The sequence below is a fragment of the Sphingobacterium sp. LRF_L2 genome, assembly GCF_965644235.1.
GTDB lineage: Bacteria > Bacteroidota > Bacteroidia > Sphingobacteriales > Sphingobacteriaceae > Sphingobacterium.
In genome coordinates this window covers 171189-187267 of sequence record NZ_CBFFRI010000011.1, presented here as the reverse complement: position 1 = coordinate 187267, position 16079 = coordinate 171189, and the positions used below count along the sequence as shown (strand labels likewise).

The 16079-nt window shown below is 42.4% G+C and carries 6 protein-coding genes; 5 read left to right on the top strand and 1 reads right to left on the bottom strand.

Annotated elements, in window-relative coordinates; genetic code table 11:
* Nucleotides 1-81 precede the first annotated feature (81 nt).
* Nucleotides 82-4344, bottom strand: a complete 4263-nt coding sequence (locus ACSZOX_RS20500) for a two-component regulator propeller domain-containing protein (protein ID WP_437922075.1) — start codon at nucleotides 4342-4344, stop codon at nucleotides 82-84.
* A 256-nt stretch (nucleotides 4345-4600) separates the two neighbouring features.
* On the opposite strand from ACSZOX_RS20500, the gene ACSZOX_RS20495 reads away from it, so the two are divergent.
* The 5 genes from ACSZOX_RS20495 to ACSZOX_RS20475 all read left to right on the top strand — a co-directional run bounded on the left by ACSZOX_RS20495 (nucleotide 4601) and on the right by ACSZOX_RS20475 (nucleotide 16072).
* Nucleotides 4601-6088, top strand: a complete 1488-nt coding sequence (locus ACSZOX_RS20495) for an arabinan endo-1,5-alpha-L-arabinosidase (protein WP_437922074.1) — start codon at nucleotides 4601-4603, stop codon at nucleotides 6086-6088.
* A 33-nt stretch (nucleotides 6089-6121) separates the two neighbouring features.
* On the top strand, nucleotides 6122-7918 hold the full coding sequence (locus tag ACSZOX_RS20490) for a hypothetical protein (protein WP_437922073.1): 1797 nt from the start codon (nucleotides 6122-6124) through the stop codon (nucleotides 7916-7918).
* 108 nt (nucleotides 7919-8026) lie between these two features.
* Entirely contained in the window at nucleotides 8027-11140 is a 3114-nt protein-coding gene (locus tag ACSZOX_RS20485; protein WP_437922072.1) for a SusC/RagA family TonB-linked outer membrane protein, read from the top strand.
* 13 nt (nucleotides 11141-11153) lie between these two features.
* Nucleotides 11154-12929 (top strand): RagB/SusD family nutrient uptake outer membrane protein, encoded by a 1776-nt coding sequence (locus ACSZOX_RS20480; RefSeq protein ID WP_437922071.1) that lies wholly within the window; start codon nucleotides 11154-11156, stop codon nucleotides 12927-12929.
* Nucleotides 12930-12955: 26 nt separating this feature from the next.
* Entirely contained in the window at nucleotides 12956-16072 is a 3117-nt protein-coding gene (locus tag ACSZOX_RS20475) for a SusC/RagA family TonB-linked outer membrane protein (RefSeq protein ID WP_437922070.1), read from the top strand.
* Nucleotides 16073-16079 lie beyond the last annotated feature (7 nt).

Sequence of the window (16079 nt, the reverse complement as noted above, 5' to 3'; positions counted from 1 at the left end):
TTAACATCTTCAATTCATATCCCGGCATCGTAAGACAAATCCACTTCTGATTCGGACGTCAAAGCGGTCCATTTTACAAAATCAGCCTTCGGGTTCTTTACGCAACAGCTCTCCTAAAAATTCAGTGGGTGATTTTCCATATTGTTTCGTAAAACAACGCGTAAAATACTTAGGGTCATTAAATCCCACTTCATACGCAATTTGCGAAATGGTTAAATCACTGTTATTTTCCAATAACATTTTCTTTGCAACAGTAAGTCTATAATTCCGAATCAAAAGATTCGGAGAATAGCCTGTGAGGTGCTGTAATTTAGCATTTGCAAGCGTCTTAGACACACCGAGCGCACGTATAAAATCGACAATTTCATAATTAGGATTTTTATAATGCTCCTGTACCAATCCCATTGCCCTTTTCAAAAATTGATTATCTTTCGATTCGTGAGGAATATGAAGCTCTTCTACCTTCATTTCCACACTAAATTTCTGTTGATAGCCCCTTCTTATAGCGAGAATATTCTGAATTCTCGTCAATAACACCTCCTCATCAAATGGCTTGAACAAAATCTCGTCGGCACCGATCTTGTAGCTATCGAGTTGCACCTGTTTTCCCGTCTTCGCGGTCAACAATAACACTGGAATATGTGACAATTCGATATCATGCTTCAAAATTTTGGAAAAGCGCATGCCATCCATCACAGGCATCATCAAATCACTAACGACAAAATCTATTTCCTTTTGCTTCAGCAGAAGCAAAGCCTCCTGTCCATTTTCAGCATCGACGACCTGATACTGTTCTTCCAAAATAGAGCGAAGGTACCTTCTCATATCTTGGTTATCCTCCACAAGAAGTATCGTATTATTCTTAGGAGGCGTATCTCCCATCTCTGTAACACAATCCTCAACCACAACTTCCTCCGTATCCATCTCCAGTCCCCCCTGAGGAAGAGATAAAACCGACGGTAGAGGTAAGATAGCCCGAAAAGTTGCTCCCCCTTGGAAATTATTTAAGGCGAAAATTTTCCCATTCATCAAATCCATAATCTTTTTGCAGAGAAAGAGTCCTATCCCTGTACCAGTATGTGTCGAAGAACTATTATTCCAACTTGTCGAAGACCTGTAAAAACGCTCAAATACGTTTTCAAGATCTTCATCTTTAATACCTATACCATCATCGGCCACCGCGAGGTACAACATCACTGAACCTGACGACATTTGCGTAAAAGTTGATAAATAAACGGAGATCGTCCCCCCATTATGTGAAAACTTAACAGCATTTGCCAAAAGATTTGTTAGCACTTTCCGTATCGCTTCTTTGTCTATATATATTGTACTCTGATGCAAATGTGTAAACTGCCGGATTGTAATTTCCTTTTCCTGTGCATACAATTGAAATTGTTCAATAATCTCCTGAAAAAAATCACGGATATTTTCGGGGCGATAGACAATCTGTAAAGCCTCAGACTCAATCTTTCGAAAGTCCATAATTTGGTTTACCAGTGTCAGCAAATACCGCGCATTACGTGAAATAAAAGAAAGCTGCTCCTTTACTTTAGGCTCATTACACATTTTTATCGCTCGTTCGAGAGGTCCGTTAATTAAGGTGATCGGCGTACGAAATTCATGCGTGATATTCGTAAAGAACGAGGTACTATGTGCCATTGCCTCCTGCACTTTCTTTGACATCCGGACCAATTCCTTACGTTGCTTAGATATCTTTTCATTTTGAACCGACAATTTTTGGTTTTGCAGCGTCAATTTTTGAGCTTGCTCTTCCAGTACCACCGTTTGAAGTGCCAATTCCCGTGTTCGCAGTTCCACCTTCTCATGTAACATCTGCCGCTGATTTTCCAATTCCTTCAACCGCCAACGGATAAATTGAAATATACCAAGTAACAAGAGTACGATCACCAAGAGGATAAACCAAGTCGTCCGATAAAAGTAAGGGTGCACAATAATTTTCAATTTCGATGTATGCGCTGACCACTCGCCATTCGATTTTTTATAACGAACCTCCAACGTATAATTTCCCGGCCCCAAGTTAGTGTAGGCCGCAAAACGAATATCAGCAGGCACATTCACCCAGGTACTATCAAAACCTAAGAGCCTGTACGAATAGGCTGTAGTGCCGGCGTGACTGAAATTCAGCGCCGAGAATTCCACAGAGAAGGACTTGTCCCGTTCGTGCAGCTCAATCTGATCCGTGTATGCAATATCAGACACCGCAAATTGACCGTCCACCACACCTACCATATCATTCAACACCTTCAATTTGGTAAACAACACACGGCGATTCTCATCCGATTGATGAAAAGATGAAGTCTGTATTTCGGCCAATCCATCTATATGGCCAAAATACAATTTATCAGACTGCACCGACCGAAATGCCGCATTCCAGTAAAACTGATTATTAGCAAATCCATCGGTATTGTTATAATTAACAAATTGTCGAGAAGCCGGATTATAACAAGAAATGCCATTCGACGTACTTATCCAGATCAAGTGAGCCTCGTCTTCCAAGACACCAATACAGGAATTATTTACCAACCCATCTGCCGTTGTAAACAATGTACTATGATATCCTCTATCATCCTCAGTAATCCTACAAACACCATATCCTTTACTACTTATCCAAATCGAACGATCATGCGCCTGGATAATAGAAGTGATATTATGCAAAAACCGCTCATCAAGTTTCACATCGCTCTCTTTAAAAAGAGAAACTTCACAAAAAGAATAATCCGGTTTCAAGGTGTTCAGCTTAAGAATAAAGAGACCTTTTGTAGTGCCTATCCAAAGCTGATTTTTATCGTCTATAATACAGCCAATCGTACCATTCAACCCCTTCGTTAACGCCGGATCAACTGGATGTTGGATATGCCCAGTCTTGCTATCGTAAAAAAGAATAGTCTTGTTGGTGCCGATCCACATACCATTGTTTAAACGGTCGTGTTTTAAAACAGAAATATAATCGATTTCACTCGGTAAATAATGAAACGATTTTTTCGGGAACACATCCAAATCCAAAATAGCGATCCCTCCTCCCCATGTACCCACCCACAATCGATGCGCACCATCCTCTTCCAATGCACTCACAGAGTTATGTGTAATAGAATTCGGACCAGCAAGCATATGTAAAAACGAAGAACTACCTTTTTTTCGATAATTAAGTCCACCTTCCACAGTACCAACCCACAAATCCCCTTGATGATCTTCCAAAATAGCATTTACAGGATTGGGAGACAAACTCATCGCTGATGAGGTATGCCCGTAATTTTTAATATCAAGCCGTCGCTGAAACAACATATTGATACCACCAGCCTCGGTCCCCACCCACAAATCTCTCCCATCAGAAAACAAACAATTAACGAAATTACTCGTCAGTCCATTCGACAGGTTACCTCCCTGCGTCAATTGTTCCACTTGGTACGTATCCGTATCTAAAAAATTAAGTCCCTTCAATGTACCCACCACCAACATATGATCCCCAATCTTTTCTAATGACGTTACCATATTCTGTGTCAAACAATGCCCAGGTTGCAGATCATTCGTAATACGCTGTAAACTATTTTTTTTTCGGTCAAAGCCAAACAAGCCGTGATCAGTTCCGATCCACCAAGTATGCCCCATTTCGACAAAAGAGGAAATGAAAAGATTCATTCCAAAGTCCAGAAGAGGTGAAATCTCCCGTATACCTAGTGTACGATCAGGAAACACCTGCATCAACACCAACTTGCCATTATGCCCCGCATAAACCTTTCCGCCTACCTCTTCTATCATGGTGAAAGTATTCACGCCAGTCCCCTTATGCAACGAAGTACTTCCAACAGCCACAATTTCACCCTGATTATTAAATGAGATCCGATGAATTACCGTACTATTTTGTAACCAAATATTCCCCGCACTATCCAGTAATATATTATTCCAATCTTTTGCTACCGAAGCTTGAAAAACCGCATTGTTCTGACCAATAGTCAGCTTCTTTAATGTCTTGAGGTCAATGAGATCCAAGCCAAAATCAGTAGCCAGCCAAAGTCTTCCAAAATGATCTTCACATACCTGCCTAATAAAATTGCTTTTCAACGGCAGAAGCTTATTATTCACATCGAAATTCAAACACTCATAACCGTCATATCTGCTCAATCCGCCTCCTTGTGTAGATATCCATATAAACCCTTTACTATCCTTATAAATATCATCCACATAATTTATCGGAAGCCCTTTTGCTATTGTCAACGACCGAAAAGTATACGATGAGGATAGCGAGTTCTGCGCATAGAGAACAGGACTGCTAAAAATAAAAGCAGCAAAGAGGACGGTAGCGATCAGATACAACTTACGGTACATCGATTTATATTGGCATTGTGTACACCAAAAATAAAAAACAATACAAATGAAAAACAAAATTTCACAAAAAATCCACCAAAAATGTTCTATTGTCCACCCTGTTTTTTAAGCCAACATCTACTTTTGAAATATCATTATAGACACAAAGAATAGAACAATAACCAATTTGGCCAACTTCTGACGCTAAGACGAAAAGAAATTGCCAGACAGTGTAGTAGGGAAATATCTTTTATAACAATATAAACCAAAAATAAGTATGTGTTCATTTCGGATCAGCTTGAGGGTGCTTTTCGCGTTAACATCCTTTTTTATCATATCCTGTTCCAACAGCAAGCAAGTTACCAAACGCAGTAACCCCTGGCAGGATGACTATCGCGACAAATCTGCCATGACATCCTATGCTTCCTGGGGAACCTACAATGTACATGATCCCTCTTGCCTCTTGGTTGGTGATACCTATTATATGTATTCTACAGATGCCATACTTGGTGAGGACAGTATCGCTATCAAAAAAAATAAGCTTCCCTTCGGATACATTCAGCTTCGAAAATCCAAAGATCTCGTACACTGGGAATATGTGGGATGGGCTTTGGATGAAATCCCTGCCGAAATGAAAAGCTGGGTATTAACGCACGCTCACCAAAAAGGAGCAACAAATATTTGGGCACCGTACCTTTTAAAGTATAAAGATAAATTTAGGCTATATTTCAGCGTTTCTGCATTCGGTAGGCAAACCTCCTGTATTGGGTTTGCAGAGTCAACAAAGCCAGACGGCCCATGGGATTACAAAGGCATTGTTGTAAAAACCAAACAAGGAGATGCCATGAATGCCATCGACCCAAGTATAGTGACCGACCCACAAACAGGCGAACAATGGATGCATTACGGCTCTTTCTTTGGCGGATTGTACGCCGTTAAGCTCAATGCTGAAACTGGCTTCGTACAAAAAAACGGAGATCAAGGGCAGCTCATCGCCAGAAGATTCGACGGCAAAAAAAATAACATCGAGGCTCCCGAGATCATCTACAATCCAACGCTGAAAAAATACTTTCTTTTTGTGTCTTACGACCCATTGATGACAACCTATAATATCCGCGTAGGCAGATCAGAGTCTGCAAATGGACCGTTTCTCGACTACAACGGTAAAAACCTATCAGAGGAAATTGAGCATTTCCCTATTTTGACTTATCCATACGCCTTCGAAAAACACGCTGGGTGGTCAGGCACTGGCCACTGCAGTGTGTTTAGCGATGCGAGTGGACAATACTTCATGGCCCATCAAGCACGTTTGGCTCCAGAAAATCACCAAATGGTTCTTCATGTACGGCAAATCTTTTGGAACAGCGACGGATGGCCAGTCTTATCACCAGAACGGTATAATGGTGATCAAAACGCTAAGCTGAAAGCAAAAGACATCATTGGAACTTGGGAAACCATCCTCATCAAAGGCCAAGTTCCCGATAGAAATTTAGAAGCTGGACAGATTCTTTGGGGGGAAAACAAACTCCAAAAGGATGAAATGAACTTAGCACAAAAGATTATTTTCCATAAGGATCAGACATTCACTGGAACTTATCAGGGAACTTGGAGCCTATCAAAAAATAGCCTGACACTTCACACAGCAGCGAACGAAATACAGTTAAAAGTCTTCGAAGGCCAAGATTGGGAAAATGAACAGAAGACCATCCTATTCAGTGGACTCGATCAACAAGGTTTTTCGTTTTGGGGAAAACGAATAAAATAAAACATTAAGAAAATTATAAATCTATATCCGATTATGAACATGTTTATTAACAAAAACAGGTGGATTTATGTCCTCCTCACTGGCTATCTAATGCTATCGCTTCAGGCTTGCCAGAGTTGGAACAAATGGGATGATCCCTCAGGTAATCAGGTGTACCCAACACTTCAAAAATTGGTTACCTATGCATTCAACAATGGCATAGATTCCGAGTTTCAACTTAGTGCCTATGAAGGAGGAAACCTTCCCAAGGTAGCAACAGACAACGATCTCGGTAGTTCCGTATTACAGTTGGACGGCGGCTACGCAAAAATAAATAATCCGCTAAATAGTGTAAAAGTACAGAATGGCGTATCGTTCACCTTTTGGATGAAACAAGCGAACCCATCCGGTGTCGAGCAGGACCTCTCCGGGGCGCTTCTTTCTTTTCAAAACGAAACCGGATCCCAGAAAGCATTCATCACCGCAAATGGTTGGCTGAGCTACCAAGGAGACGGAACGTATGAAGACAATAATCCTTCTGCCGGTGCAACAGGCATCATTAGTACAGGTGAATGGCATTACATCGCATTAAAAATACGTAACAATGGCTATGCTATCTATGTAGATGGCGAAAATAAGATAGACAAAACGGTAACGGATTTTGATTTCTCCAAAATTGTACAATTTATAGCTACCGCACCCTCCCTTTATATAGGTTATGGTTCTGGCACAAATACCCAAGAATGGATGGTTGACGATTTAAGTATTTACCGCAACCAAATCACGGACAGTCAAATTGCCGTTCCTGCCACCAATGGTTCTTCCGGAGCCGACTATATTGTTGTCGGAAACGAAGATTTCTCTTCAGGATGGTGGACTAGCTTCTCCGACTTTATCCCAATGACAGGTAATCAAACCACACACTATGGCTTCTACAACTACAGCAGTGGCAATGCCAATTGGAACAACTGGGTACTTGCAGTCACTAACGGCAAAAACCGCAATGAAACAGGCTACGCAGAATACTTCGTGTTACGGGCAGATGCCTTCGGCTGGGGAGACGGAAACTATAACGGCGCTAATATAACATCTAATTACAATTGGGACACTTTCTCGTCAGATATGAATGGAGCCTACGTTGACTTGACCATCAAACGCAATGGAACCCGCATCGACGTAACCGCCGTGGTAACAGCAAAAAGTGGAACGGTTTATAATTATAGTTTCTTCTACGAAGGAGTCTCTACAACAGACATAGGTTCATTTTTAACAGTAGAAGGAGCCTACTTAAACATTGATCCAGAAACCGTCTACGTCGGGCAGTCCTATGCCGCAAACGCGTCGCGTGTTGGCCCTGCAGATCTAAGTGCAGGTTGGTGGTCCTACTTCTCTGATTTCACAAAAATATCAGGTAGTTCGCCTTCTCCTTTTATTTATACCTTCTACAACTATACCAATGGAAGTAACAATTGGAACAACTGGTTGTTAGCCCTCACCAACGGAAAAAACAGAAGTGAAACAGGATATGCAGAATACTTTATTCTACGTGCTGATGCTTTCGGTTGGGGTGATTCGAATTATGCTGGCGGTAATATATCTGCAAGCTATGACTGGGATAACTTCAAATCACAAATGAACGGCGCTTTAGTAAAGATCATCTTAACGCGTAGCGGAACACGTGTAGACGTCACGGCGAAAGTTACCACCGCAGCAGGCGAACAGCTGGAAGATTATACGTTCTATTATGATGGTATTTCTACAACGGATATTGGTACTTTTCTCACGGTAGAAGGCGCAAGTTTAGATCTGCGAACCGCCGCTTATTATCCTTTCCTAAACACGACAGAATAACAAGAACCATAAAACGAACATGAGCACTTCTGAAAGGCTTTCCTATAGGGAAAGCCTCACTTTAGTTCATCGTGAAATTTTAGATAACCAATAAGAAAAAATAAACCAATGGAAAATAAAAGAGCGTACCGAAAATCGTTATGGAACACCTTCCTATGGCGATTACTGCCGGTACTTGTTTTGATAATGAGCGGGCAAAAGGCCTGGGCACAAGAACTGTCTGTACACGGTGTTGTAAAAGATGTGCAGGGAGAACCACTTATCGGCGTTACTGTCCAAGTAAAAGGAACATATACGACCATTACGACAGATAAAAGCGGTGCCTTTAGTATCAAAGCTAAATCCGATGATGTTCTCAGTTTAGCCTATATCGGCTATGAGAGCGAAGAAATAAGTATCCAAGGAAAAACCGTTCTAGAGATCACCATGCGAAAAGCTAACCTTCAACTTAATGAAGTTGTGGTAGTCGGATATGGCACGCAGAAAAAGGAAAGTGTTGTAGGTGCTATATCCTCAATAAATACCAAGGAGCTCCTAAAATCATCATCACCCAACATTACACAAGCAATTGCTGGACGACTGCCGGGGGTCATCACCTCACAAGTGTCCGGTGCACCGGGTAGTGATGATGTAAACATTTATATACGTGGAGTCGCTTCATTCGCCAGCGATAACCAACCTTTAATTATGGTGGATGGAGTAGAACGTAAATTTTCACAAATTGCCCCAGACGACATTGAGAATATTTCTGTGTTGAAAGATGCCTCGGCAACAGCTGTATACGGTGTCCGCGGCGCAAATGGGGTTATCCTCATTACCACAAAACGAGGTAAAATCCAAGCACCTACGGTGAGTGTTACGGCGAGCACCCAAATCCAAACCCCCACCCGAAAAACAGATTATCTCGATTCTTATCAATCCTTGTTGTTACTCGAAGAAGCACTGGCAAATGATGGCTTACCATCACAATACGACAACGCAACATTAGAGAAGTACAAACTGTCTAGTCAAGGGGCGCTTTCTGCTGCCGAACAACAGCTATACCCCAATGTAGACTGGTACAACGAGGTTCTGAACAATACTGCTGCCGCCCAGCGATATAATGCAAACATACAAGGCGGAACGAAACGTGTACGGTATTTCACCTCGTTAGAATACTACGATCAGAAGGGTCTTTATAAAAACCTAACCAACAGTAGTAACTACACACAAAGTTCAAATGCACAATTTAAACGCTACGGTTTCCGTGCCAATCTAGACTTCCTATTAACACAGACCACTACATTTTCAGTAAACTTCGGAACGCGCTTTGAAGAACGCTATGGCCCCAATGTAACTGAAAATTCGGCCACGAAATACAACGAAATATTCTATGAGATTAACCATACTCCAGGATGGTTATTTCCTGTACAATATGAGAATGGGTACTTTGGTGGAAACTCCCAAAACCAAAACAATATTGTAGCGAAACTAAGCCGTGGTGGAATATACCGCAACAACAATACAATAAACGAAACGAATTTTATCTTGGATCAGAAGTTAGATTTCGTCACCAAAGGCCTGTCCTTCCGAGGAATGGGGTCTTTCGACTATGAAACTTATTATGACAGAAGATTCGCTGCAGGCTTCGCCACCTATGAGCTTATCGACAGAACCCAACCTGGGCTAGCAGAAAGCTACACCCGTTACAATGAAGATCAAGAACTGAGTTACTCGGGGAACACCCAAAATGTGACAATGAAGTTCTATCTCGAGGGGGCACTCAACTATGCACGCGATTTCGGACAACATAAAGTGACCGGACTTCTTCTGTATAATCAAAATGACTACCGCTATCAGGCAGACCTCCAAAAACGCTACCAAGGTATCGTGGGGCGGGCGACCTACAGCTATGCTGACCGTTATTTGGCCGAAGTAAATGCTGGATACAATGGTTCGGAAAATTTCTCTAAAGGGAATCGTTTTGGCTTTTTCCCTTCCATGTCCATTGGCTGGGTTCCGACCAATGAAAGCTTTATGGCAAACACAAAAAGCTGGCTTGACCGATTGAAATTCCGTGCGTCTTATGGTGAAGTAGGAAATGATAAATACTACGTCAACGGATCAGAAGTGCGGTTTCTATATATCGAAGACTGGTCTTGGTACAACAATGTATATTACTTCGGAGATGCCAATTACAAAACAGGCGTTTACGAAGGACGCTATCCGAATACAGGCGTTACCTGGGAGCGGGCAAAAAAATACAATATCGCCTTCGAATCCGATTTCTTTCAGGGCCTTTTTACACTAAATGTAGATTTGTTCAGAGAAAACCGTAAAAATATCCTCACCTCCTATCTCACCGTCCCTGGCTATACAGGGGTCGAACTTGCTGCCGGAAATCTAGGTCGCACACGCAATCAAGGTTACGAAATTGAATTTAAGCACCGAAAACAACTCGGGGAAATACGTTACAACGTAGGCTTCAATTTCACACATGCCAAAAATAAAATCCTTGCTATGGACGAACCAAGCGGTAAACCAACCTATAGAAGAGGTACCGACCACGTAATTGGCCAGTTTTTTGGATTACAAAGTGAAGGATATCTTACGCAGGCTGATATCGACAATCCCAACACCCCAACATCGTTGTTCACAACCAACGTACAACCTGGTGATTTAAAGTACAAAGACATGAACGGCGATGGTTATATTGACGATCAAGACGTTACACAAATCGGGGGCAGTTATATTCCAGAAAACACCTATGCTGCTTCGTTGGGCGTGGACTACAAAGGTTTCTCTGTCAGCGTTATGTTTCAAGGCGTAGGCAAAGTTTCCCGTTATTATGATTCTGAGGCTCTATTTGCCTTTGTAAATGGCGGAAAAGTACGGGAAGAACATCTACAACGTTGGGATCCAAATCAGACAGAAACATATAATCTTGCCAATGCTAAGTATCCCCTTCTGCACTATGACGATCAAGGAAACCATAACCAGCGTATCAGTTCCTTCTTCCTAAGATCGGGAAATTATTTGCGGTTAAAGAACGTGGAACTTGCTTACAACATTCCAAGGAACCTATCATCCAAATGGCATATGTCAGACTGTAGAGTGTATGTCAATGCAAACAACCTGTTTACTTGGGATAAACTAGATGGTTTAACCGACCCTGAAAGTACGACATCAAATGCTTATCCCATTATGAAGTCCATCAACTTGGGATTAAACATTAAATTTTAAACGCCGCCATCACATGAAAAAGACAGTTATAAAAATGACTTTAACAGGACTCCTCTTTACAGGAAGTCTATTGATATCCTGCGAGAAAAGTACCTATTTAGATAAACAGCCCAGTGGCGAACTGACAGAAGAACAAGTCTGGTCGAGCTGGAGCAATACCGTTTACTTTTACACCGACACCTACAATTTTCTACGAAACGGCTTAGCACGCTTCAATAGCTCATGGATGGATGAGGCTACAGATCTGGCAGAAGCCAGTCGTTCCTCAGCAGGTGTCCGCTCCAGTTTTAATGTAGGCAATTTCTACGCCAGTGGCGGTTCTCCAGAAATTGTCGATACCTGGTCACACTATTATACTGGTATACGTAAGGTTAACCTATTCTTGGCACATGTTGATAATGTACCTTTTGGCACCGAAGTAACTTCCGCTGTGGGAGAAGCCACACGAACACGTATGAAAGCTGAAATGCGGTTCTTTCGTGCCTACTTCTATTGGGAATTATGCCTTCGTTATGGCGCTATACCCATTATTACAGAAGCTATCGATCCAGGACAAGATATCACCGAGGTCCTAGCCTCCTACCCTCGTCCAGCCTCTGTAGGCACTTGTTTCGAGTGGATCGTTGCTGAACTCAATAATTGTTATGGCGATTTAACAGCCGATACCGATCTGTCGACAGCCGACTATGGCTTGGTTACGAAAGGCGTAAATTTAGCTTTACTATCTCGCATCAAACTTTATCTCGCAAGCCCCTATTATGCTTCTCTAGGGCTTTACAGTTGGCAAGATGCGGCCGATGCAGCTGAGATATTCATCGAAAATTGGGGCAATGGTATTCGCTACGCATTGTATCAAAATACGGCAGACTACAGCAAAGCTTACCAAAATGCGATCAATACCAGAGCAGTAGATGGCAACAAAGAATCCATCTTCTGGAAAAATGCACCTGTCGGTGACTGGTGGCAAGATGAATCACCCGTCGGCTTTGGGGGCTATGGGGGGCTATGTCCTAGTCAAACATTGGTGGATATGTACGATATGGCAGACGGTACATCTCCATTTTCCAGTTACGACGCCTCCGGAGCTCCCAACTACGATGTAAATGGAAACCCGACCATCAACAGTTCATCGTCCTACCAAGAGCAGAATCCATATATCAATCGCGATCCTCGCTTTTATTCAACAGTGCTTTATAATGGTGCACAGTGGTGGTCTCGTAATATGGAGACCACAGTCAACGGCACCGACAATCCAAAAGGGAATGCATATAAAACGACAACGGGCTACTACAACCGTAAATACCACGATGACAGTCAAACAAGCTACCTAGATAATTCCAAAACGATGTACCGCAACTGGATATTCATTCGCTATGCCGAAATCCTCTTGAACTATGCGGAAGCATTGAACGAAGCCCAAGGACCGTCAAACCGGGTTTTCGAGGTGCTACAGCAACTAAGGGACCGGGTAGGCTTAACAGCAAAACTATCTGCCCGTGCGGATCTTCAAAGTAAAGAAGCATTACGGAACTTCATACGTAAAGAGCGAACCATCGAGCTAGCTTTTGAAGACCACCGTTGGTGGGATGTACGCCGTTGGCAGGTCGCCGACCAAGCCATAGGAAGACCAATATATGGAATCAACATCACAAAAGCTTCTGATGGCACATTGACTTACATCCGTCAAGTCGTACAAGAGCGTGTTTTTCAAGATAGATTTTACCTCTATCCTATCCCTGAAGCAGAAATATGGAAGACAGGGTGGACGAACAATTCAGGATGGCAATAATTTGTTTGGCTTATAAATCTAAATCAATGAATTCAAGATATAAAATATGTAAACTCAGCATCGCACTATTGCTTACAGGCAACATCGCCTTTGGGCAAGTTAGTGAGCGGAGTCTCAAAGGACAAGTGGTAGATCAGCAGGGTACCCCCATCGCAAGGGCAATCTTAAATGTCGAAGAACAAAGTCGTATCGCAACAACCGATAAAGATGGAAACTTCACCTTAAAGAAAGTAGAAGATACAGACCGCATTGTTATTTCCTGTCCAGGGTATCGCGATACGACAGTAACAGCGAATTTTAACGAAAGATTTTTGGTGACATTAACACCTGAAACAGATGCATACAGCTCGGTTATTGCTGTCCCATTTGGGCAATTGCAGAAAAAATTCAACATCAATGCCATGTCTACCGTATATGGGGCGGAACTGATCAAACATCCAGTTACCGTACTTCAGAATGCTTTTACAGCAACCTTAACAGGCGTACAGACCTTAGAAACCAGTTCAGAACCTGGCTGGTCTGAAACAGCAATGTATATCCGAGGTATACGTACCATGAACAGCAGCGCGCGGTCTCCTTTGGTCATTGTCGACGATATGGAGCGTGACCTCTCCTTTCTCGACGCCTACCCTATCGAGACCATCAGTATACTTAAAGATGCTGCAGCAACCTCCATATATGGTATGCGAGGGGCAAACGGCGTCGTATTGGTCAACACAAAACGTGGTAAAGCTGGTCGTATAAAAATTGATTTTTCCCAAGAATTTGGTTACCAGACACCTTCCGGAATTCCGGAAAGCCAGAACGCTTATAACTATGCGCTGACCTATAATCAAGCACGATACCTGGATGGGCTATCACCCGCATTCTCGGATGAGGATATTCAGCACTATAAAGAAGTCAGCGAAGGAACATTAGCGGAAGAATACAAATACAAATATTTCAACACGAACTGGAATGAAGTTCTCTTACGCGATCTTTCACCTCAAAATCGGACAAATTTATCCATCAGTGGAGGAAATAAATCTGCACGCTATTTTGTGTCGTTGTCCCGACTACATCAAGAGGGCTTATACGACGATAAATGGACAACATGGAATACCGGCTATTCTAGTCAGCATACCTTAAATCGATACAATTTACGTTCTAATGTCGATATTGATATCAATAAAGTATTGAATGTTTCCCTAGATCTTGGGGGACGTATCGATATGATTCGTCAGCCACTAGCGGGCACATGGACGATATTTACCTGGGGGACTACCGAGAATCTACCGATCTATCCGGTATTTACCCCAACAGGTGAATGGTATGCACCAAGCGCCAATTCATCCAAAAATGGACCCGCTCTAGTGGCACAGAGTGGTATTGATTATAATCGACGTCGTAATCTCTACAGTAATGCTACTGCAAATTTCAATTTAGACTTTATCACCCAGGGGCTAAAAGCAAAAGTGATGATTGGCTTCGATTCGTACAACACGTTTCAATATACCCAAAGTCAAAGCTATGATGCCTTTGATTACGATTTCGATTCTGGAGTATATAGCGACCCAAGCTCTTATACGTATTCCCGTACACATACAGCACAATCGCTAGGTGATCCCGCAACGAATCCAAGGCAGATGTATTACAACATCAATACAATAGGCTCCCTGCAATATGGTCGTTCTTTTGGAAAACACCAAGTAGACGCCACAGCCATGTTCCGCACCTACAAAAATGTTGTGGAGGGCTACAACTCTTCTAACCGCTACGTTACTTTCGGTGGAATAGTAAATTATCGTTATGACAAGCGATATCTCGCTCAAGTAACGGCATCTTACCAGGGATCCGACAATTTTGCTCCAGAAAACCGCTGGGGCTTCTTCCCCGGCGCATCCGTAGGTTGGCTCATGTCAGAGGAAAATTGGATGAAAAACAGCAAATTCGATCTGCTGAAATGGCGTGCTTCCTATGGACTTGCAGGGCAATCCTCAATTGGTACAAGCCGGTACCCCTACCAAAGTGAATATAGCACAGGAAATGGTTATAACTTCGGTACGTCGCAATCCTATCTTCAAGGCGTATACGAGTCAAAAACAGGCAATAGCAACATCACCTGGGAGCTCTCTAGAATGCTTAATTTAGGTGTGGATTACGATTGGAAGAAAAGAACGCTATATGGTTCCTTTGATGCATTCCAAGAATGGCGTTCACAGATCTTGGTATCACCTTCAACCGTACCCGATCTTTTTGGTGCAGCTATTCCACAATCTTCCATCGGCAAAGCCGAATCCAAAGGATTGGAATTCACCTTAGGTCATGCACGAACATTCGGGAAATTCAATTATCTGATAGAAGGAAGCTTAACATGGCAAACAAATAAAATTGTTTTCATGGATGAAGTATCCCCCGAAGAATCTTATCAGGCAAGAACCGGCCAACGCATTGACCGGCGTCAGGTACTGGTTAAAAGCCAATGGGCTTCCGATGCAAACTTAATTTCTACATCCGCAGAAGATGCGCTAGCCAACCCTGAAAAATACCCTTACCTAGCTGGTACACGTCTCGGAAATGCTGTGTATGTCGATCAAAATGGCGATGGACTCATTGATACTAAAGACTTCGTTCCCTATGGCTACTCAAGTGTTCCTGAACTTATTCCGAATCTAAAACTTGGTGTAGGCTGGAATGGTCTAGATTTCAGGGTTATCTTGACCGCTTATCTGAATCGTACAGTGGAAACACGCGAAAATATGGATTATGGATTCGGTTGGGGTGGAACCTCGACACATGAGGTTACCAAAACATGGGGCTATTATACGGACGATCCAACCGACAGCCGTAATATTAATGCACTTTATCCAAGATTATCCACATCTTTCAGTGATGTAGACCGCAATTATCCCTATAATACAACAACAGTATGGATAAGAAATGGAAATTTTCTTGCATTAAGAAACGTAGAAATTGGCTATTCGTTACCGTTAAAATTTACATCACGTCTCCATATCAGCACTTGCAGGTTTTATCTCAGCGGCTATAATTTAAAGAACTGGAGTAATTTCGACAATGGATTCGATCCTGAAAACCCAACCAATTATCAGTGGGGCTATCCGAAAACAAAAGCATTTTCTGTAGGCGTAAACATTGGTTTTTAACGAAAAA